The organism is Streptomyces sp. NPDC014882, from assembly GCF_043081325.1.
GTDB lineage: Bacteria > Actinomycetota > Actinomycetes > Streptomycetales > Streptomycetaceae > Streptomyces.
Map to the genome: position 1 here is coordinate 196,536 of NZ_JBIBWL010000004.1, position 19,411 is coordinate 215,946.

Here is a 19,411-nt window from a genome sequence, read left to right on the forward strand (position 1 = left end):
CCGGCGGCCCCGGCGGCCCCGGCGGCCCCGGCGGCCCCGGCGGCCCCGGCGGCCCCGGCGGCCCCGGCGGCCCCGGCGGCCCCGGCGGCCCCGGCGGCCCCGGCGTTCCCGGTGTTTCCCGCGTTCCCGGCGGGCGGGCCGGCGCTGCCGGCGCCGCCGTTCGCGGACTCGGCGAAAGACCCCATCACCGGTCCTCCTTCGGCCTCGGCGGAACGACGTCCAGTCGTTCCAGGAAGTAGAAGAACGCGTCGGCCATCGGCTCGTCGCCGCAGGCCCGGCGCACCCGGTCCCAGTCGACCCTCTCCCGGAGCACACGGGCGACCGGCAGGACCGCCCCGAAGTCGCAGTGGTGCTCGGAGAAGGCGGCCACCCGGCTGTGCACCAGGTCGGTCGGCGACAGGACCGGCATCAGGACCGAGTCGACGGAGAGCCGTTCGGCCCGCTCCAGCAGCTCCGTGTCGACCGGCCGGTGGGCCAGTTCGAAGATGAGGTCGACCTGCTGGCCGAGGCAGCCGGCCTTCAGCAGCCAGTCCTCCGGCGGCTCGTACACCGTCAGTCCCGCCTCCCGCAGCGTCTCGGCGACGGCCTCCGCGTCCTCGGGACGGATGGCGAAGTCGACGTCGTGCTGGAGGTTCTGGGTGCCGCCGTGGGCGTACACGGCGACGCTGCCCGCCAGGGCGAACGGGTGCCCCTTGCGCTTCAGGAGGGAACCGATCTGCTTGGCGGCCTGGAGGATCGCCTGGTTGCGGTCGAGCGGCAGCTCCTGCGCGGGCGCGTCGTCCGGTGGGACGGGATCCGGTCCTCCCGCCGCCAGCCGCAGTTCCGCGACGCCCGCGGGCTGATCCAGAGCGTCGTCGTCCGCGTGCTGCGTCATCACTGCCCCCTTGTTCCTGGACGGTCCGTCACCCGGCGCGTCCGGCGGGCCGGGTCCACAGGACCGTGACGTCGAGATCTCCGGGTACCCGGCGTGACGCCGTCGACACGAGTGCCTCGCGGGGGCCGGGCCTCAGACGCCGTGCCCCTGCCCCGCGAGCCAGCGGTGCACGGCGTCCTTGTCGGCCGGGGTGATGCGGGCCGGCCCGTCGACGTGCGGGCCCTCGTCCTCGTTGAAGCCGGTGTCGGTGACCCTCGCGGTGACCCAGGTGGCGAGGTCCTCGGCCGTGCGGGCCGACAGGGAATCCCGCTCCCACTCCGTCCGGGCCCGGCGGGCCGCTGCCGGATCGTGCCGTTCGGTCTCCGCCAGCCAGGCCGGGACCAGCCGCTCCACGACGTCGCGCTCCTCGGACGGGGGGACCCGCCGCGAGCCCCCGCCGTCCCCGCCGTCCCCGCCGTCCCCGCCGTCCCCGCCGTCCACGTCGTCCATACCGCTCACGTCCGTCCGCCCTTCCCGCTCCCCGCGCTCCTCATGTCCTCCACGAGGTCCGCGTCGCGCGTTCCGTTCACGTCGTTCACGTCGTTCACGCGGGCCGGGTGCCCAGAAAACGGCGTGTCCCGCGTCCGTCTTGCCCGTGCCCCGCCCCTGGCGCACGCTGGACGCATGGGTGCGCAGGGCGGGCCGACGCTGATCACGTCCGTCCAGCGGGCCTTCCGCCTGCTGGAGGCGGTCGGCGCGCACGAGAACGGCGCCCCGGCGAAGCAACTCGCCCGCGAGACCGGCCTGCCCCTGGCGACCGCCTACCACCTGCTGCGGACGCTGGTCCACGACGGCTACGTGAGCAAACTGGAGGACGGCGGCTTCGTCCTGGGCGACAAGCTGCGGACGCTGCACTCGACGGGCCGCGGGCAGGCGCTGCTCCACCGGGTCCGCCCCGTGCTCGCCGCGCTGCGGGACGAGCTGGCGAGCGCCGCCTACCTCACCTTCTACGAGGACGGCGAGATCCGGGTCGCCGAGATCGTCGACGGCCCCCGGACGCCCCGCGTCGACCTCTGGGTGGGTTTCGAGGACGCCGGGCACGCCACCGCGCTCGGCAAGTCCGTCCTGCGCGAACTCGACGACGCGGCCCGCCGCGAGTACCTCTCCCGCCACCACCTGCGCGACCTCACCCCGAGGACGGTCACCGATCCGGCCGAACTGCTGCGCCGCCTGGACGCCGCGCCGATGGCGCCGGCCGTCACCGACCTGGAGGAGTACATCCTCGGCACGGTCTGCGTCGCCGTCCCCGTCTACAGCGGGGACACCCTCGGCTCGCTCGGGGTCTCCCTGCCGGCGGACCGGCTGCACCGGCTGGGGGACATCAGGGAGCGGCTCATCCCGACGGCGGGCCGCGTCACCAGGGGGCTGTCGCTCACTATCTGAAAACCCTCTCCTTGTGACGCGCGGGCCGAACCCGTATTCCTGGATGAAACAGGCGTTCCGGGGGCGATCCACTCCTGCGCGGATCCGCAGGCACGGATCCCCCCTGCACAGACGAGGACTGCGGACACCCATGAGCCAGGCCCGAGACCGCCGTGACGGCCACCGGACCGCTCGGCCCCTCGCGAGACGCGTGCGGGTCCCCGGGGCGCCGGCGGTCAGGCGGGCCGCCGCGTGGGCGGCCGCGGTGGCGGCCGTACTGCCGGTGCTGCTCGTGACCGTCGTCGTGCTGGCCGTGGACCTCGCCGGCGGAGCCGGGGTGATCTGGCTGTCGCTGCTCGCGGCCGGGCCCGCGCTGGCCGCCACCACCAACGGTCCGCGCGGTGTCCTGTGCGTCGGCCTGCTCGCCGCGGTGCTCGGCGTGGTCCACGGCCTGCGGCACGGGGTGCCGGGAGGCGATCTGGCCGCCGTGCTCTCCGTCCTGGTCGCCGTCACCCTGGCGAGCGGTCTTGCCAGCGTGCTGCGCGGACGCCGGGAACGGGTCCTCGCCGCCGTGCGCTCGGTCGCGGAGACCGCCCAGCACGCGCTGCTCGTGCCGGTGCCGCCCACGGTCGGCCCGTTCCAGGTCGCCGTCCGCTACAGCGCCGCCGCGGCCGAGGCCCGGATCGGCGGCGATCTCTACGCCCTGGTGCCCACCCCGTACGGCGTCCGCCTGATCGTGGGCGACGTGCGGGGCAAGGGACTGCCGGCCGTGGGTACGGCCGCGCTGGTGCTCGGCGTCTTCCGGGAGGCCGCGCACGACGAACCGGACCTCCTCGCGGTCGTCGACCGGATCGAGCGCAGCCTGGCGCGCAACCTCGGCCCCGACGACTTCGTGACCGCCGTGGTCGCCGGGTACCCGCGTCCCGGACAGCTGGAAGTGGTGAACTGCGGACACGCACCCCCGCTGCTGGTCCCCGCGTCCGGCGGCATAGTCCCGGTGGTACCGCCGAGTCCGGCCCCGCCGCTCGGCCTGCGCGCCCTCACGGACCAGACCCCCGACCTGCACGTCCTGCCGTTCACCGACGGCGACCAGTTGCTGCTCTACACCGACGGCGTCACCGAGGCGCGCGACCGCGACCGCGAGTTCTACCCCCTCCACGACGGGCTGGCGCGGACGCTGACCGAGGAACCGGCACGCACCCTCACCGCGCTCCACGACGATCTGCTCGCCCACGTGGGCGGCCACCTGCACGACGACGCGGCGCTGATCCTGATCCGCAAACCGCTCCTGCCCCACCAGTCGGCTCACGCGTCGGCGCGCGGCGGTCGGGGACCCGTCGCGCGGGTGGCGGACTGAAGGCCGGCGGGCCTTGCCGCGTAGCGCGCCGGAAGGGGCCGCCGGCCTCGGGGCGCGAGGTGGTCACGTCAGGACGTGGGCGGGCCGGCGGCGCGGCGTCGACCGGACGCCCGGCGGGAGCGCGCTGAGCCGCTCGACGGCCTCACGGTCGCCGGGAGTGACTCCCCCGCCCCGGCCCCCGGTTGCGGTACGCCGCCGGAACCACCCGGACGCGGGGGGGGGGCCCCCCCCCCCGGGGGCGGGGGGGGGGGGGGCGCCCCGCCCCGGGGGCCGGCGGGGGCGCCGCGCCCCGCGCGGCCCCCGGCGCGGGGGGGGGCGCGGGGGGCGCCCCCCCCCCGCCCCCCGGGGGGGGGGGGGCCCCCCCCCCCCCCCGGCCCGGGGGGGGGGCCCCCCCCCCGCGTCCGGGCGTCCGGCCGGCCCGGGACGCCCGGGACGCCCGGGACGGGGCGGCGCCGTCGCCGCCCGACCGTCAGTGGTGGGCGTGGACGACGGCGTGGCCCTTGCCGCGGCCGATCATCCACTTGTTGACCGGAGTGGTGATCAGGAAGGCGACCGCGAAGCCGCCGAGCAGGGACGACCAGAACAGCCCCTCGGACAGGTGGGCGTCCATCGCGCCGGGGACGAGGGCGATGATGCCGTTGTCGACGAGCTCCATCACGGCGATGGAGACGGTGTCGGCGGCGAGCGCCACCTTGACCGCGCTCCCGAGGCCGAGCCCGGCCCGGACGACGGCGAACAGGGTGAAGGAGTAGCCGAAGAGGAACGCCAGCGCGATCGCCAGGACCATGGTGGCCACGTTGCCCCACATCAGGGCGGTGCCGATGACCATGCCGAGGATCTCGCCGACGGCGCAGCCGGTGAGGCAGTGCAGGGTCGCCCTGACCGCCGTGCTCCAGGACGCCCCCGGGCCCGTGTGCGGTCCGTGATCGGCGTGGTCCGCACGGCCGTGGTGGCCCTCGTGCGGCGCGTGGTGCTGCCCGGTCGTCGTGTGGTGAGCGGTGTGGTCCATGACCGTCATCCCCCTTCCCGTCGGGTGCGGCCCGTCTTCCGGAGCCCCACAGCCATCGACTGTATACCCCCAGGGGGTATATGGCAAAGGGGTTCCGGAGGCTTGCCGCCCTGCTCGCGCGACGTCTTCGCGCGACGTCTTCGCGCGACGTCCTCGTACGGCGCACTCGTGCGGCGGCTCAGTGCACGTGCGGGACCCCGCTCGTCCGCGGCCTGCCGCGCGGTACGAGCACCGCGGCCGCCGCGGCGCTTCCCGCCGCCGCGAGGGCGCAGACGGTGAAGGCGTCCGTGAAGCCGTCGGCGGAGCCGGACTCGATGCCCGCGGCGGCGACCGTGGAGACGACCGCGACGCCGATCGAACCGCCCACCTCGTGGAAGGTGTTGACCACTCCGGAGGCGAGACCGGCCTCCTGGGGGTCGACCATGCCCAGCGCGGTGGTGGTGGCGGTGACGAAGACCGCGCCGAGGCCGAACGAGGCCACCGCGAAGCCGGGCAGCAGGCCCGCGTACACGCCGCCCTCGGCGGACAACCGGGTCAGCGGCACGGAACCGAGGCCGGCGACGGCCATGCCGGCCACGGCGACGAGGCGGCCGCCCACCCGGCCGACCAGCCGGGCGCCGAGGTGGGCGCCGAGGCCGGTCGCCACCGCCGCGGGCAGGAACAGCAGGCCGGTCCGCAGCGGGCCGAAGCCGCGGAGGTGCTGGAGGTACACCGACCCCAGGAAGAAGTACGCGATCAGCAGCGCGGTGGCCGCCAGCATCAGGAACGCGCCCGCGAGGACCGGGCGCCGGGTGAACATCCGCAGATCCATCAGCGGAGTGCGGGTGGCCCGTTCGACCGCGGCGAATCCCGCGTAGAGGACCGCCGAGGCGACGAGCGGCAGCAGGGCGCGCGGCGCGCTCCAGCCGGAGTCGCCCGCCTCCACCAGGCCGTGGACGAGCGATCCGGTGCCCGCGGTGACCAGGAGCGCGCCCGGGACGTCGAGTCGGGCCGGCCGCGGGGCGCGGGCGGGGACGAACGCGGGCAGGACGGCGAGGACGGCCAGGCCGACCGGCACGTTGACGAAGAAGACCCACTGCCAGCCCGGCCCGCCGGTCAGGACGCCGCCGGCCAGGACGCCGACCGCCGCCCCCGAGCCGCCGATCGCGGCCCACACGCCGAGCGCCCTGGTGCGTTCGGGGCCGTGGAAGGTGGTGGTGACGATGGACAGCGCGGCGGGGGAGAGGAGGGCGGCTCCCACCCCCTGGGCGATCCGGCCGCCCAGCAGCGTGGTGGCGTCCTCGGCCAGTCCGGCGACCAGGGACGCGGCGGTGAAGAGGGCGAGCCCGGCGAGAAGGGTGCGGCGGGCACCGAGGGCGTCGGCGAGGCGGCCGCCGAGCAGCATCAGCCCGCCGAAGCACAGGGTGTACGCGGTGACCACCCAGGTCAGCGTCGCCCGGTCGAGGCGCAGGTCGGCGGCCATGTCGGGCAGGGCGACGTTCACCACGGTGACGTCCAGGACCAGCATGAACTGGGCGACGCAGAGGAGCGCGAGGGCCGTCCAGCGCCGAGGGTCCGGCGCCGGGTCGTCGAGGTTCGGGGCCCGGTGCAGGTGACCGGCGGGGTGCGTCATGGCGCGTCCTGTCCGTGAGGTCCGTGGAGTTCGTGAAGTCCGTGAGATTCGCGGGACTCATGAGGTTCATGAGATTCGCGAGATTCGCGAGAGGGGAGGGCGGTGGCGGGTGCCGTCCACCGAAGTGAACTGTACTGCTCAGTTCATGTGAACTCAACTGTTCAGTTCAGTCGATTGCTAGGATCGGTCCATGAGCGTGGAGAACGGCAGACGGCCCCCCAGCGGCCCCCGGGCCGAACGGAAACGGCAGGCCATCGTCCGGGCCGCGCGCGAGCTGTTCCTGCGCGACGGCTTCGCGGTCGGCATGGACGCCATCGCCGCCGGGGCGGGCGTGTCCAAGGTGACGGTCTACAACCACTTCGGCAGCAAGGAGGCGCTGTTCACCGCGGTCATCACGAGCGCGCTCGACGAACCGCTCGGCCATGCCTCCTCGGCGGCCCTCGCGGGGCTGCCGGACGCCGAGGACCTGCGCGCGGCCCTCGTCGACGCCGCCCGCACCTGGGTGCACGCGGTCAGGACGAACGAGGACGTCATCGCCCTGCGCAACCTGGTCGCCGCCGAACAGCACCGTTTCCCCGAACTCGGGCAGGCCTGGCACGGCCGCGGTCCGGAGGTCCACCACCCGGCCGTCGCCGGCGCCCTGCGCGCCCTGGCGGACCAGGGGCGGCTGGTCATCCCCGACCTGGAGGCCGCGATCATCCAGCTCTACGCGCTGCTGGTCTTCCCCCACATGGTCTTCAGCACCTATGGCACCCACGTCGACGACGGACTCACCGACCGCCTCGTCGTCAGCGGGGTGGACATGTTCCTCGGCTACTACGGTCCGGGGCGGGACGGCTGAACTCCGCGACGGGGCGGGCCCGCGACGGGACGGCTGGACTCCGCGACGGGGCCGGCCGCGCCCGACCCGTACGCCGCCGCCCGGCCCCGTCCTGGAGGACGGCGGCCGGGCGGCGGTGAGCAGGCGGCGGTGAGGGTGAGTGCGGGCGCGGGCGGCTACCTGAAGGAGCGCAGCCGCAGGCTGTTGGTGACGACGAAGACCGACGAGAAGGCCATCGCGGCGCCGGCGATCATCGGGTTGAGCATCCCGAAGGCCGCGAGCGGCAGGGCGGCGACGTTGTAACCGAAGGCCCAGAACAGGTTGCCCTTGATGGTGGCCAGGGTCCTGCGGGAGAGCCGGATCGCGTCCGCCGCCACCCGCAGGTCGCCCCGTACGAGGGTCAGGTCGCCCGCCTCGATCGCCGCGTCCGTGCCCGTGCCCATCGCCAGACCGAGGTCGGCGGTGGCGAGGGCGGCCGCGTCGTTGACGCCGTCGCCGACCATGGCGACCGTACGGCCCTGCGCCTGGAGCCGCTTGACGACGTCGACCTTGTCCTGCGGCAGCACCTCGGCGATCACCTCGTCGATGCCGACGCTCCGGGCGACCGACTCGGCGACGAGCCGGTTGTCCCCGGTCAGCAGCACCGGCGTCAGTCCCAGCCGGCGCAGCTCGGCCACCGCGGCGGCGCTGGTCTCCTTGACCGCGTCCGCGACGGTCAGGACACCGCGCGCCTCGCCGTCCCAGGCCACGGCCACCGCCGTGCGCCCCTCGGCCTCCGCGGCGGCCTTGGCGTCGGCCAGTTCGCGCGGCAGCTCGATCGCCCACTCCTCGAGGAGCTTCTCGCGGCCGACGAGTACGGCGTGCCCGTCGACGACGCCCTGGACGCCGAGACCGGCGACGTTCTCGAAGTTCTCCGGCACCGGCAGATCTCCCGTCCGGTCCGCGGCGCCGGCGGCGACCGCCTGTGCGATCGGGTGCTCGGAGGCGTGCTCCAGCGCGCCCGCGAGGCGCAGCAGTTCGTCTTCGCGCACGCCCGGTGCGGTGAACACGTCGTGCAGCCGCATCCGGCCGGTCGTCACGGTGCCGGTCTTGTCGAGGACGACCGTGTCGACCCGGCGGGTGGACTCCAGGACCTCGGGCCCCTTGATCAGGATGCCGAGTTGGGCGCCGCGGCCGGTGCCGACCATCAGGGCGGTCGGCGTGGCGAGACCGAGGGCGCAGGGGCAGGCGATGATCAGGACGGCCACGGCGGCGGTGAACGCGGCGGTGGCATCCCCGGTGGCGCCGAGCCAGGCGCCGAGGGTGACGACGGCGATGAGCAGGACGGCGGGGACGAAGACGCCGGAGATCCGGTCGGCGAGGCGCTGCACCTCGGCCTTGCCGGTCTGGGCGTCCTCGACGAGCCGCGCCATCCGGGCGAGCTGGGTGTCCGCGCCGACCCGGGTCGCCTCGACGACGAGTCGGCCGCCGGCGTTCACCGTCGCCCCGGTCACGCTGTCGCCGACGCCCACGTCCACCGGTACGGATTCGCCGGTCAGCATGGAGGCGTCGACCGCGGAGATCCCCTCGACGACCGTCCCGTCGGTCGCGATCTTCTCGCCCGGGCGCACCACGAAGCGGTCGCCCGGCACCAACTGAGCCACGGGGACGCGCACTTCGGTGCCGTTCCGCAGCACGGAGACGTCCTTCGCGCCCAGTTCCAGCAGCGCCCGCAGCGCCGCGCCGGCCTTGCGCTTGGACCTCGCCTCCAGGTAGCGCCCGGCGAGGATGAACGTCGTCACGCCGGCCGCGGCCTCCAGGTAGATGGAGGACGACCCGTCGGAACGCGAGACGGTGAACTCGAAGCCGTGCCGCATGCCCGGCATGCCGGCGGTGCCGAAGAACAGGGCCCACAGCGACCAGCCGAGGGCGGCGAGCGTGCCGATCGACACCAGTGTGTCCATGGTCGCCGCGCCGTGCCGAGCGTTGGTCCAGGCGGCCCGGTGGAAGGGGAGCGCGCCCCAGACCACGACCGGGGCGGCCAGGGTCAGCGACAGCCACTGCCAGCTCTCGAACTGCAGGGCCGGGACCATCGCCATCAGCACCACGGGCACCGAGAGGGCCAGCGACACGAGCAGACGCTGCCGCAGGGCGGCCGACTCGTGGTCGACGGCGGGCGCGGCGCCGTCGGCCTCGTCCTCGCCACCCGGGGGAGCGGGCGGGGGTGGGGCCGCGGCCGTGTAGCCGGTCTTCTCGACCGTGGTGATGAGGTCGGCGACCTCGATCCCGTCCGGGTAGGAGACCTTCGCCTTCTCCGTGGCGTAGTTGACGGTCGCCGTGACGCCGTCCATCCGGTTGAGCTTCTTCTCGATGCGGGCCGCGCAGGAGGCGCAGGTCATGCCGCCGATGGAGAGCTCGACCTCGGAGACGGGCGAGGGTGCCCGGCCGGGAAGCGTCTTCTCGGGAGCCGTGCTGGTCATGGAGGTACTCCTGGGGAGGGCCGGGACGTGCGGCGTCCGTATCAGCGGAGCGGCACGCCCCGGCGGGGAGGAATGCGCGTGCTCCGGGGCCGTCGGGCCCCGGACGGGCTCATGCCGTGCCGGCGAGCTCGTAACCGGCCTCGTCGACGGCGGCGCGGACGGCCTCCTCGTCGAGCGGGGCGGCGGAGGTGACGGTGACCTCACCGGTCCCGGCGACCGCCGTGACCGCGGTGACGCCGTCGAGTGCGGAGATCTCCCGCGAGACCGCGCCCTCGCAGTGCCCGCAGGTCATGCCGGACACCTGGTAGACGGTGGTGACGGCGCCGTCCTGGGTGCCGGCCGCGGCGCCGGAGTGGCACGAGCCGTCGGTGGAGCAGCAGGAGCCGGAGTTCTTCGGGTCGGTCATGGCTTCTTCCTCGCCTGTCGATGTACGGGTCGCTTCCGGAGGGGGTGATCCACCCTCTCCCGACAAGACCGACTCTATACCCCTGGGGGGTATATCGGAAGTCGGGGGGTGCGCGGTGTCGATCTGCTTGCTCCTGGATCCGGTAAACCGGCCGTGGCCGTAGCCGAGAGCCGGGAGCCGCCCATACGGGATCCTGGTGTCCGGCCGGTGCCGGCCGTCACCTCTCCGGCCGAAGGTCGTTGCTGCCGGTACCGGCTGATCTCCGGGCCCGGGGCGGGGCGTGCGACTGGGGACGCCCGTGCTGTTCTGCCGACGGCAGAGCAGCGGCCGGACCGGGCTCGACGATCACTACAGTCCGGTCTCATGACGAGGATCACGACGCGTACGGTCGAGTACCCGGCCGACGGTTCGACGATGACCGGGCACCTCGCGCTCCCGGCCGGTGTCGGCCGTCGGCCCGCGGTGCTGCTCGGACCGGAGGGCATGGGGCTCAGCGACGTCGAGCGCCGCCGGGCCGATGCTCTCGCCGGGCTGGGATACGTAGTGCTGGCCTTCGACCTTCATGGCGGGCGCTATTTAGGAGACCCCGAGGAGATGCTGGCCCGTTGCCTGCCGCTGCTCGCCGACCCCGACCGGATGCGGGGGATCGGCCATGCGGCGCTCGACGTGTTGCGCACCGAGCCCCGGGCCGACCCCGACCGGATCGCCGCCGTCGGCTACGGAACCGGGGGCGCCGTCGGGCTGGAACTCGGGCGCGACGGCGTCGACCTGCGCGCGATCGGGACGGTCAACGCACTGACCACGGGCCGACCGGGCGAGGCGGCGCGCATCCGCTGCCCGGTGTGGGCCGGGGTCGGGTCGGAAGACCCGATCATGCCGCCCGCGCGACGCGACGCGTTCACCGCCGAGATGCAGGCCGCGGGCGTCGACTGGCGCCTCACGGTGTACGGCGGCGCCTTGCACGCCTTCCACCACCCGCCGGTCGACCACCCCACGGTCCCCGGCGTCGGCCACCACCCACGCCACGCGCAGCGCGCCTGGCGCGATGTCGTCGACCTGCTCGCCGAGTGCCTGCCCCTGACGGAGGACCTGGGGGCATGACCCGGGCGAACCTGCTGGTGCCAGGCCTGGTCGGCGTCGCGCACCGGCAGCCTCCTCCCCCGAGCCCTCACAGCGGACCCGCATGCGGACGGTTGTGCGGTCACGGAGGCGTACTACCGACTACCGCATTTCCTGCCGGATCCACGGCGACGGAGCCCTGGCCGTGCCCGTCGCGACCTGCGGCGGACCGTTCCGGGTGTCGCACAGCCGGGCGGGTCGGACGGTGATGGTGCAGAGGCGCTTGGTGGCACGGGTCAGGGCTACGTACAAGTCCCTTTCCCCGCCGGGGCGGGCCGTGGTGATCTCCTCCGGGTCCATGACGACGACCCCGTCGAATTCCAGGCCGCGCGCTTCGGACGCCGGCACGATGCGTGCGTGGTGGGCGATGCCCCGGGCCGTCAGCTCGCTCACCCTGGTGTCCGCGCAGATCACCCCCAGAAGCTCGCCCGGGTGCGCGGTGCTCTGGGCGCGGAGTTCCCGAACGGCCGCGGTCACCAGTGCGTCCGGAGGCGTGGTCACGGTGCGGGGGCTCTCGCCGCTTCGCAGTGACCGTGTGGGCTTCTGGTCCGGAGCGATCCGCGTGAGCAGGTCCCGGACGCTCTCCAGGATCTCCTGCGTGGTGCGGTAGCTGACGGTCAGGTGGTGCAGTGCGAACCGCGGTCCGACGTGGGGGCTCAGCGCTTCCTTCCAGTCGCGTGCCGTCGCGACCGGGCCTGCCTGGGCGAAGTCGCCCACCAGCGTCATCGCCCTTGCCGGGCAGCGGCGGACGATCATCCGCCACTGCATGGCGGTCAGTTCCTGCGCCTCGTCGACGACGACGTGCCCGTACGTCCGCTCGGGAGGACCGTCGACCAGGCACGCCGCCTCGTCCAGCAGCGGCACATCGGCATCGGTCCACGGGCCGTCCGGACCGCGCAGCAGAAGGGACCGCTCCTGCGCGGTCAGACGGGGCAGGCGTTCGGCGAGGGCACCGGCGTCCGTCAGGAGCGCCTTCACGAGGTCACCGGGCACCAGCCGCGGCCACAGCTCCTCGACCGCTCGGTCCACGCCGGCGTCGTCGAGGAGATCGGCTCGGACGGCGTCCAGGTCCAGCTCGTGGGCCGGACGCGGGGCGGCCGCGCCTTCGGTACGGTGCCGGGCGGCTCCCGTGAATCGGTCGAGGTCGATGCCCGTCATCCTTTCGGCATCGGCGTCGATCTGCTCCAGGAGGTCGCCCAGGTCCCGTCGCATCGCGTCGGTGACGGCGTCGACCAAGAGCTCTTTGAACACCTGGCGCGCGGGGTTGTGCCCCGGTGCGGCCGCCACGGCCGCGTCACGTGCCGTGGCGACCTCCTCGTCGGAGAGGCGAACCGGTTCCCGTCCGACCCGCACGGTGAAGTCACCGGCGGGGGCCTGGTGGACGCGCAGCAGGCCGGCCAGGGCGCCGGCGAGGCCGGAGCCGCCCTTGAGGCGCGCCGTGCCGAACGGGTCCACCGCGTCCGTGGACACTCCGGCCAGTTCCCGGCAGGTCGCCAGAACGACGTCGTTCTCTCCGAGCGAGGGAAGGACCTGGGAGATGTAGTCGAGGAACCGGGCGTTCGGGCCCACCACCAGGACGCCCTCCTCCGCGGCGCGCGGGAACGCGTACAGGACGTAGGCCGCCCGGTGCAGGGCGACCACCGTCTTGCCGGTGCCGGGCCCGCCCTGCACCACGGTCACCCCGCGGTGGGCGGAGCGGACGATCTCGTCCTGCTCGGCCTGCAGCGTCGCGACGGCCGCGTGCATCCTGCCCGTACGCCGCGCCGACAGGGCCTCGGCCAAGGGGCCGTCCCCCACGACGTCCTCGTCGGTCGGGGCGGTCCCGTCCAGCAGTTCGTCGCTCACCGAGACGACCGTGCGCTCCTCGAGGCACAGGTGCCGGCGCCGCCGCAGGTCCATCGGGTGGACCGGTGTCGCCTCGTAGAAGGGCCGTGCCGCGTTCGCGCGCCAGTCCACGAGCAGAGGCAGGTCGTCCTCCTCCGTGTGCAGTCCGATCCGCCCGATGCGCAGGGCCGTGCCGTCCGTCCGGTCGATGCGCCCGAAGACCAGCCCCTTCTCGGCGCCCTCCAGCCGGCCGATCTCCTCGGCCAGGCGCTCGGCGGCGATTTCCCTCTCGTATGCCTCGCCGGCGCTGTCCGCCGGGGCCTTCAGCACGCTCGCTCGGTTTGCTCGCGCCTCGGAAAGCCGCTCGGTGAGCAATTCGTATAAGGAGGACACGTAATCCCGCTCCGATTCAACCGCACGCACAGCGGGATCATTCGTTTTCGACAACAGGGGGCTCCTTCGATTCGAGCCACACCATACGGTCAAAGCTCTCTGAAGGTAAGTCTTGACTTACTTGGGGCGTCATGGCCCTGTGGCCGAATCCATGACGGCTGACCGTATGGCATATCGCGCGTTCCGCTGTTCCGTATATCGCCGATTGCGTTTTCGGCGCCCGCCTGCCTTGTGGGCGAGTCCGCTCCGGGACGCCGGCGATGTTTTGCCGTGCCCGGGAAAGGACCGAACGGGGCAAGCCCTCGACCGGCCCACCAGTGCCCGGCCGGCTCGTCGCCCGGCCCGTGCCGACGGCCCCGTCTCGGACCGCGGCACCCCGCCGTCGTTGGTCGCCGTCGACCCGGAGAACGGATCGGTGGACTCCCACCCCGTTCGCCGCCGTGACGCCCGACGGCAGGCCCGCCCGTGCCCGGAGCATCCGGCCCGGCCCCGCCCGGCCTGAATTCGCTCGACCCGGAGCCGCTCGGCCTGAATTCGCTCGACCCGGAGCCGCTCGGCCTGAATTCGCCCGGCCCGGAGCCGCCGGTCTTCTTCCTCCGCGTCTTCGACGTCGTCAAAGGAACGAATGCCGGCAGGCGCGGCGGGTGTCCAGCGGACCCGGGCTTTCCGGGGGCCGGCGGCGGAGCCGATTCCATCAGATCCGGTGACGGCCGATGATCGGAGGGGAGACGGGAACAGGCGTTCCGTTTCCCGGGTCCCCGCCCGGCCGGAGCGTCTGGCTCGCGGCCAGCTCGCGGTAGAGGGCGCTGCCCGCCAGCAGTTCCTCGTGGCGTCCGGAGGCGCCGGCGCGGCCGTCGTGCAGCACGACGATGTGGTCGGCGTGCTGCACGGTGGACAGGCGGTGCGCGACGACCAGCAGGGCGCACTCCTGGGCGACGTCCTTCATGACGGTGGTGAGGGCCGACTCGTTGATCGCGTCGAGGTGGGAGGTGGGCTCGTCCATCAACAGCAGGGCGGGGCGCGCCAGCAGGGCGCGGGCGATGGCGACGCGTTGCCGTTCGCCGCCGGAGAGGGTGCTGCCGCGCTCACCGACGACGGCGTCCAGGCCGCCGGGGAGCCGGTCGACGACCTCCTCGAGGCGGGCCAGTTCCACGACGCGCCGGATCTCCGCTTCCGGAGCGCCGGGCACGGCGTAGGCGATGTTGTCGCGCAGGGTGCCGCGGACGACGTGGGCGTTCTGGTCGACCACGGCCATGCGGCGGCGGCACTCCGCACGGCTGAGCCTGGCCGCGGGCACCCCGTCGAAGAGGAGGTGGCCCGCGTCGGGCTCGTAGAACCTCGCCACCAGGGCGAACACCGTGCTCTTGCCGGCTCCGGACCGGCCCACCAAGGCGACGTGCTGCCGGTGCGCGACGGTGAACGAGACGCCGCGCAGGACCGGCCGGCCGGGATCGTGTCCGAAGCGGACGTCGCGCAGCGCGAGCGCCGGCTGATCGGGAACGGCGAACGCGGACGGCGAGAGGGCGGGGGACGGTGACGGGGAGTGGGAGGGGGACGGTGACGGGGAGAGCGACGACGAGGGCGAAGGTGAAGGGGACGGGGACGGCAAGGGCGAGGGGGCGTCTGCCTCCGGCAGCCGGGGTGCGGTGGGTTCGACGGGCAGCCGGAGGGCCTGGTCGATGCGCCGGTAGGCGCCCATCCCGCGTTGGATCAGGCCCACGGCGTGGAAGACGGAGGACAGCGGCAGCGCGAGGTACGAGGCGTACAGCAGGAAGGCGACGAGGTCGCCGAGGGAGCCGGCGTGGCCGTTGACGCGCAGGCCGCCGACGACCAGGACGACGAGGAAGGAGCCCCGGACGGCGAGTTCGACGGCGGGGCTCATGATTGAGGCGAACGTCGCGGTGCGCACCCCCGCCCCGTAGGCCGCGTCGACGCGTGCGCCGACGACCGCCGCCTCGCGCTCCTCGGCGCGGTGGACGCGGACCATCGGCAGGGCCCCCAGGGCGCGTTCGAGGTCGGCCGCGACGGCGCCCACCGCGTCCTGCATGCGTTCGGACGCGCACCGGATGCCCTTGAGCAGGGAGGCCACGACCAGGGCCGCCGCGGCCACGACGGTGGCGACCAGGAGCAGCAGCAGGGGGTCGAGCCACGCCATGAGGACGATCGCCCCGGCGGCCACGAGGCTGCCCGTCACCAGGTCGACCAGGGCCTGCGACACGACCTCCCGGAGCAGGGTGGTGTCGGTGGTCACCCGGGAGATGAGGTCGCCGCGCCGGTGGCGGTCGTACTCCCTCATCTCCAGCCGGAGCAGCCGTCCCACCAGCCCGTGCCGCAGTTGCCGTACGACGCCTTCGCCCGTCCGTTCCAGGAGGAAGCGCCCCGCGGCTCCCGTCGCCGCCTCGGTGACGAACAGCGCGCCGAGGAGCGCCAGCGGCGGCCAGAGGACCTCCCCGCGGCCGCTCGCGTCCACGACGTTTTTGGCGACGAGCGGCTGGGCCAGTCCCAGGGCGGAACCCACCAGGGTCAGCACGGTGGCGACGGCGACCGCGCCCCGGTGCCCGGAGACCAGCCGGCACATCGTGACCACCGCCGCCCGGGTGGATCTGTCCCCCTCCGAGGCCGCGCTCCGGCCGTCGTCCGGGTCCGGCGTGCCGGTCATCGGTCCGTCGGCCGGGACGGCGGGGCGACGGCCACCAGCCGGGCGAAGTAGTCCTCCGGCACGCCCTCGCCCACCGGGCGGCCCTCCGCCTCGATCCAGGCGTGCGCGGTGAAGGGCGGCACGACGCGTACGCCGGTGCACCAGGTCGGCCACGACCCGCCGAGCCGGCACAGCAGCACCGCTCCCAGGGAACGCGGCAGGCACCCCTTCGGGCCGGCGCAGTGCAGGCTGGCCGCGCACATGGCGTCGCGCGCCCTCTGCGCCTGGAGGGCGGTGGCGGGAGCGGCGCCGCGTCGCAGGAAGCCGAGCACGGCGCGGATGCGACGGGGCGGCAGGAGCGCGAGGACCACGGCCGGCAGCAGGACGAGGCGGGCGGCCAGGCGCCGGGCCCGGGGGACGCCGGTGGGCCGCTCCAGTGCGCTGGGCGTCGTCACGAGGCGAGCCCCGAGTCCCGCAGCTCACGTACGAGCGCCTCGACGTCCGTCAGCGCCTGCGCCCGGTCGATGTCGAACTCCCGGACGAGGGCGGCGGCCGCCTCCGCCTCCGCTCCGCCGTCGAGCAGCGTCCGCACGATCAGGGTGGCGGTCGGATTCAGCTCCCAGTAGGCGCCCGCTCGTTCGTCCAACAGGACCGTTCCGTAGTCGGTCTCGGCCGTGGAGACGTCGTCACCGAACCGCAGGGTCATGGGAAGGCCTTTCTGCCGGGTCGCCGTGGGGCGGGCGTGATCAAGGGGGACGTGGTCGGTACGGGTGTGGTCGGCACGGGTGTGGTCGGGGGCGGACGTGGTCAGGGGCGGGGTGCGCGGGCGTGGCCGGGGGTGAGGCCCCGCAGCCAGACCTCGGCGGCGATCGTGGAGTAGAGGACGGCGTCGGACAGTCCCGGAGAGGCGGGCCGCCGGGCGAGGCGGCGCAGTGCGGCGCCGTCGACCAGGCCCAGCGCCTCCAGCCGTGAGTCCTCCCACAGGGCCAGCAGGTCGGCGCGGTGTTCCCGCAGCCCGTTGGCGGCGTCCATGGAGGCCGCGGCCTTGTCGGCCCGCCGCAGACACGCCTCGGGCACGATCCCGCGCATCGCGGCGCTCAGGACGGGCTTGTACGTCCAGGGCGAGACGCGCTCCCCCGGACGGACCGCGAGGCAGGCCTCGATGACGCGGTCGTCGAGGAAGGGCGAGGCCATCGGCAGACCGGCGCGGGCCGCCATCCGGTCCCACTGGCGGATGACGCGGGTGCACGAGCGGATCTGCTCCAGGTCGCTGTGCATGCCCCGGTCCGGATGCAGCGGCGAGACCCCGGCCGCGGACGTGAGCAGCGCCCGGCGGGCCATGCGTTCGGCCTCGGGCGTCACCCAGTCGAACAGGCGCGGGGCCCTGCCCCAGCCGAGGCCCGTCGCGACGGACGGCGGCGACGGGGCGCGCAGCCGGCCGGCCGCGTCGGCGAGCCACTTCCCGTACGGCCGCGAGTCGGCGAGGGCGCGGACCGTGCCGCCGAGCGGCCACTGCCACAGCGCCCGGAACCCGCGCAACTGCCGTACGGCCAGCAGGGGGCGGGTGCGCAGCAGCCGGTGGTAGTACGCCTCGGAGCACCACGCCACGTGGTCGCCCCCGATGCCGGTCAGGTGCAGCCGGCTGCCCCGTGCGGCCAGACCGGGCAGGTGGTGCAGGACCCGGGAGCGGTCCATGACGCCGATGGTGGGCTCGTCGAGGAGGTCGTCGACGGTGAGCAGGTCCTCGTAGACCAGCGGCGAGGCGTCGGCGTCCCAGACCACGTGCTCGACGTCGGGCAGGTGCTCCATCGCCCTCTCGGCCCAGCGCAGGTCGGTGTCGGCCGGATCGCGTCCCGGCCACGTGCTGGCCAGCACGCGGGCGGGGGAGCGGTCGGCGAGGAAGCAGACGGAGGTGGAGTCGAGGCCTCCGGAGAGGTCGCAGCTGACCACGCCGCCCTGCCGGGTACGGGCGTCCACGGCCTCCCGCAGTGCCTCGCGGATCAGGGGCGCGGCCTCGGCGAGCGGCCGGTCCGGCTCCGGCGGTGTCCACCAGCGGGTGTGCCGGACGGTGCGCCCGTCCGGCGCGACGATCACGGCGTCCTGCGGGGGAACGGCGGTGACCGCACGCCACAGCGACGTCTCGGACAACGGGTAGGGGGCGGGCCACAGCAGCCTGACGGCCAGCTCCTCGACGTCGGGGTCGAGTCCCAGGACGGCGGCGAGCGTGTCGGCGCGGGTGGCGGCCACCCGTACGCCGTCGATCTCCGCGTGGAAGACGAGCCGCAGCCCGGAGGCGGTGCCCTGCACCCTGACCCGTCCGTCGAGGGCACAGACCAGGTGGAAACTGCCGGGAAGGGACCGGGCCAGGGCGTCCAGCTCCGCGAGGTCCCGCAACCGTGCGGTCCGGCGTTGCAGTTCGTCGGCGTCGATCGGACAGCAGCCGACCACGGCGAGCCGGACGCCGCCGGCGGACGCCGTGACGACCTCGTCGTCGTGCCAGTGGCCGACCAGCCAGGGCCGGCCCGACGCGTGCGCGAGGGTCCGGCTTCCGGGACGGGCGAAGGAGCGGGCCACGGCGGCCGCGTCCGCACGGTCGGTGAAGACCGCGAAGTGCGCGTCGCCGGGGCCCGTCCCCGCACTTTCGTGCAGTTCAGTCATGACGTCGGGTCAAGGACCGTCGCTCGTCAGTTCTTGCTCAGGATCAGCCGGTCGTTGCCGGAGTGTCCCAGGAGCCCCGTCTCCTTGCGGAAGGTGCCGAGCCGGACGAGCGTCGGCGCCTCGTAGGCCTTCTTCATGGCTTCTCCTCACGTACGGATCTTCTTCCGCCGACTTCCCCGCCCGGCGGCCCCGGGACCGCCCGGTGTGCCGCCGGCCCGACCGAGGGTTCGTCCGGAACCCGGTCCAGGAAGTGGGCGCAGCACATAGCTAGCTGCAGACCGTGAGCGCCGGGCAAGAGCGTTCCCGAAGCTCAGCTCATATGAAGAAACTGGATTCCGTCGGGTTCACGTCTCGCCGTTTTCCTCCGTTCCCCTCCGTTTCTTCGATGAGTTGTTCGGCGATCGGGTGTGCGATGAACTGCAGGAACGTTTCGACCTGCGGCCGGCCGCGCGCTCGCCACTCCGCTCGGACACCCCGGACGGCGGGCGGGGGCGGCGCCGCCAGGCGCACTTCTCGCCCCCGGCCGCGCGCCGTTTGCCACGGTCCGCACCACCACCGACTCCGCGGACACCGTCACCGGCCGGGGTGATGTCCCCGCCCGTCCGGCGACCGTCCCGTCCGGCGACCGTCCCGTCCGGTGGCGGTCCGGACCGGTGGCGGTCCGGACGGGTGCTCACGGGGCGACAGGGGGCGAGGTTCCGTAGCCTGAAGGAACGAGGGCTTGAAGGAACGGGGGCCTGAGAGAACGAGGCGCGCGAAGGCCGTGGGACAGCAGGTGCGCCGGGCTCGTCCCCGGCACGGGCGGCCTCCGGGGACCCGCGTGGCCATGACAGGCGACCGG

General features: G+C 74.2%; 17 protein-coding genes. 4 read left to right on the forward strand and 13 right to left on the reverse strand.

Annotated elements, in window-relative coordinates:
* The 3 genes from ACF09K_RS12175 to ACF09K_RS12185 form a co-directional block, all read right to left on the reverse strand.
* Positions 1-185, reverse strand: a 185-nt coding sequence (locus ACF09K_RS12175) for a hypothetical protein (protein WP_392242763.1), incomplete at its 3' end; no start/stop codon positions are given.
* Positions 185-874, reverse strand: a complete 690-nt coding sequence (locus ACF09K_RS12180; protein ID WP_392242765.1) for a nucleotidyltransferase family protein — start codon at positions 872-874, stop codon at positions 185-187. The genes ACF09K_RS12180 and ACF09K_RS12175, both read right to left, overlap by 1 nt.
* A gap of 132 nt (positions 875-1,006) precedes the next feature.
* On the reverse strand, positions 1,007-1,372 hold the full coding sequence (locus ACF09K_RS12185) for a hypothetical protein (RefSeq protein ID WP_392242767.1): 366 nt from the start codon (positions 1,370-1,372) through the stop codon (positions 1,007-1,009).
* A gap of 165 nt (positions 1,373-1,537) precedes the next feature.
* Between ACF09K_RS12185 and ACF09K_RS12190 the strand changes: the two genes are divergently transcribed.
* Complete coding sequence (locus ACF09K_RS12190) at positions 1,538-2,296, forward strand: IclR family transcriptional regulator (protein ID WP_392242768.1); 759 nt, start codon at positions 1,538-1,540, stop codon at positions 2,294-2,296.
* A 130-nt stretch (positions 2,297-2,426) separates the two neighbouring features.
* On the forward strand, positions 2,427-3,632 hold the full coding sequence (locus ACF09K_RS12195; RefSeq protein WP_392242770.1) for a PP2C family protein-serine/threonine phosphatase: 1,206 nt from the start codon (positions 2,427-2,429) through the stop codon (positions 3,630-3,632).
* Between the two features lie 469 nt (positions 3,633-4,101).
* Here ACF09K_RS12195 and ACF09K_RS12200 read toward each other — a convergent pair whose 3' ends face one another.
* Both ACF09K_RS12200 and ACF09K_RS12205 read right to left on the reverse strand, forming a co-directional pair.
* On the reverse strand, positions 4,102-4,641 hold the full coding sequence (locus ACF09K_RS12200; RefSeq protein WP_392242771.1) for a DUF4396 domain-containing protein: 540 nt from the start codon (positions 4,639-4,641) through the stop codon (positions 4,102-4,104).
* Positions 4,642-4,819: 178 nt separating this feature from the next.
* Positions 4,820-6,253, reverse strand: coding sequence for an MFS transporter (locus tag ACF09K_RS12205; RefSeq protein ID WP_392242772.1), 1,434 nt, complete (start codon positions 6,251-6,253; stop codon positions 4,820-4,822).
* 190 nt (positions 6,254-6,443) lie between these two features.
* Here ACF09K_RS12205 and ACF09K_RS12210 point away from each other — a divergent pair, with 190 nt between their 5' ends.
* Positions 6,444-7,094 carry a TetR/AcrR family transcriptional regulator gene (locus ACF09K_RS12210; protein WP_392242773.1) on the forward strand — a complete coding sequence of 217 codons (651 nt, stop codon included), beginning with the start codon at positions 6,444-6,446 and terminating at the stop codon, positions 7,092-7,094.
* 155 nt (positions 7,095-7,249) lie between these two features.
* On the opposite strand, the gene ACF09K_RS12215 is transcribed toward ACF09K_RS12210, so the two are convergent.
* Both ACF09K_RS12215 and ACF09K_RS12220 read right to left on the reverse strand, forming a co-directional pair.
* Positions 7,250-9,532, reverse strand: a complete 2,283-nt coding sequence (locus ACF09K_RS12215) for a heavy metal translocating P-type ATPase (RefSeq protein ID WP_392242775.1) — start codon at positions 9,530-9,532, stop codon at positions 7,250-7,252.
* A 109-nt stretch (positions 9,533-9,641) separates the two neighbouring features.
* Entirely contained in the window at positions 9,642-9,938 is a 297-nt protein-coding gene (locus ACF09K_RS12220; RefSeq protein WP_392242777.1) for a heavy-metal-associated domain-containing protein, read from the reverse strand.
* Positions 9,939-10,301: 363 nt separating this feature from the next.
* On the opposite strand from ACF09K_RS12220, the gene ACF09K_RS12225 reads away from it, so the two are divergent.
* Entirely contained in the window at positions 10,302-11,039 is a 738-nt protein-coding gene (locus tag ACF09K_RS12225) for a dienelactone hydrolase family protein (RefSeq protein WP_392242779.1), read from the forward strand.
* Between the two features lie 120 nt (positions 11,040-11,159).
* On the opposite strand, the gene ACF09K_RS12230 is transcribed toward ACF09K_RS12225, so the two are convergent.
* From ACF09K_RS12230 to ACF09K_RS12255, 6 genes are all read right to left on the reverse strand, one after another.
* Positions 11,160-13,274 carry a HelD family protein gene (locus ACF09K_RS12230; protein ID WP_392242780.1) on the reverse strand — a complete coding sequence of 705 codons (2,115 nt, stop codon included), beginning with the start codon at positions 13,272-13,274 and terminating at the stop codon, positions 11,160-11,162.
* Between the two features lie 694 nt (positions 13,275-13,968).
* Positions 13,969-15,933, reverse strand: coding sequence for an ABC transporter ATP-binding protein (locus ACF09K_RS12235; protein ID WP_392242782.1), 1,965 nt, complete (start codon positions 15,931-15,933; stop codon positions 13,969-13,971).
* On the reverse strand, positions 15,930-16,367 hold the full coding sequence (locus ACF09K_RS12240; protein WP_392242783.1) for a lasso peptide biosynthesis B2 protein: 438 nt from the start codon (positions 16,365-16,367) through the stop codon (positions 15,930-15,932). The genes ACF09K_RS12235 and ACF09K_RS12240 overlap by 4 nt, the downstream gene beginning before the upstream one ends.
* Complete coding sequence (locus tag ACF09K_RS12245) at positions 16,364-16,618, reverse strand: lasso peptide biosynthesis PqqD family chaperone (protein ID WP_392242785.1); 255 nt, start codon at positions 16,616-16,618, stop codon at positions 16,364-16,366. Before ACF09K_RS12245 ends, ACF09K_RS12240 begins: the two co-directional genes overlap by 4 nt.
* 101 nt (positions 16,619-16,719) lie before the next feature.
* Positions 16,720-18,570, reverse strand: coding sequence for a lasso peptide isopeptide bond-forming cyclase (locus tag ACF09K_RS12250; protein ID WP_392242786.1), 1,851 nt, complete (start codon positions 18,568-18,570; stop codon positions 16,720-16,722).
* A 26-nt stretch (positions 18,571-18,596) separates the two neighbouring features.
* Positions 18,597-18,707 carry a keywimysin-related RiPP gene (locus ACF09K_RS12255; protein WP_392242787.1) on the reverse strand — a complete coding sequence of 37 codons (111 nt, stop codon included), beginning with the start codon at positions 18,705-18,707 and terminating at the stop codon, positions 18,597-18,599.
* Between the last annotated feature and the right edge of the window lie 704 nt (positions 18,708-19,411).

Bases quoted from the DNA above. Each gene is read 5' to 3' on its own strand.
- ACF09K_RS12180 (WP_392242765.1), bottom strand. From the start codon at position 874: ATGACGCAGCACGCGGACGACGACGCTCTGGATCAGCCCGCGGGCGTC.
- ACF09K_RS12190 (WP_392242768.1), top strand. From the start codon at position 1,538: ATGGGTGCGCAGGGCGGGCCGACGCTGATCACGTCCGTCCAGCGGGCC.
- ACF09K_RS12195 (WP_392242770.1), top strand. From the start codon at position 2,427: ATGAGCCAGGCCCGAGACCGCCGTGACGGCCACCGGACCGCTCGGCCC.
- ACF09K_RS12200 (WP_392242771.1), bottom strand. From the start codon at position 4,641: ATGGACCACACCGCTCACCACACGACGACCGGGCAGCACCACGCGCCG.
- ACF09K_RS12205 (WP_392242772.1), bottom strand. From the start codon at position 6,253: ATGACGCACCCCGCCGGTCACCTGCACCGGGCCCCGAACCTCGACGAC.
- ACF09K_RS12210 (WP_392242773.1), top strand. From the start codon at position 6,444: ATGAGCGTGGAGAACGGCAGACGGCCCCCCAGCGGCCCCCGGGCCGAA.
- ACF09K_RS12215 (WP_392242775.1), bottom strand. From the start codon at position 9,532: ATGACCAGCACGGCTCCCGAGAAGACGCTTCCCGGCCGGGCACCCTCG.
- ACF09K_RS12220 (WP_392242777.1), bottom strand. From the start codon at position 9,938: ATGACCGACCCGAAGAACTCCGGCTCCTGCTGCTCCACCGACGGCTCG.
- ACF09K_RS12225 (WP_392242779.1), top strand. From the start codon at position 10,302: ATGACGAGGATCACGACGCGTACGGTCGAGTACCCGGCCGACGGTTCG.
- ACF09K_RS12235 (WP_392242782.1), bottom strand. From the start codon at position 15,933: ATGACCGGCACGCCGGACCCGGACGACGGCCGGAGCGCGGCCTCGGAG.
- ACF09K_RS12245 (WP_392242785.1), bottom strand. From the start codon at position 16,618: ATGACCCTGCGGTTCGGTGACGACGTCTCCACGGCCGAGACCGACTAC.
- ACF09K_RS12250 (WP_392242786.1), bottom strand. From the start codon at position 18,570: ATGACTGAACTGCACGAAAGTGCGGGGACGGGCCCCGGCGACGCGCAC.
- ACF09K_RS12255 (WP_392242787.1), bottom strand. From the start codon at position 18,707: ATGAAGAAGGCCTACGAGGCGCCGACGCTCGTCCGGCTCGGCACCTTC.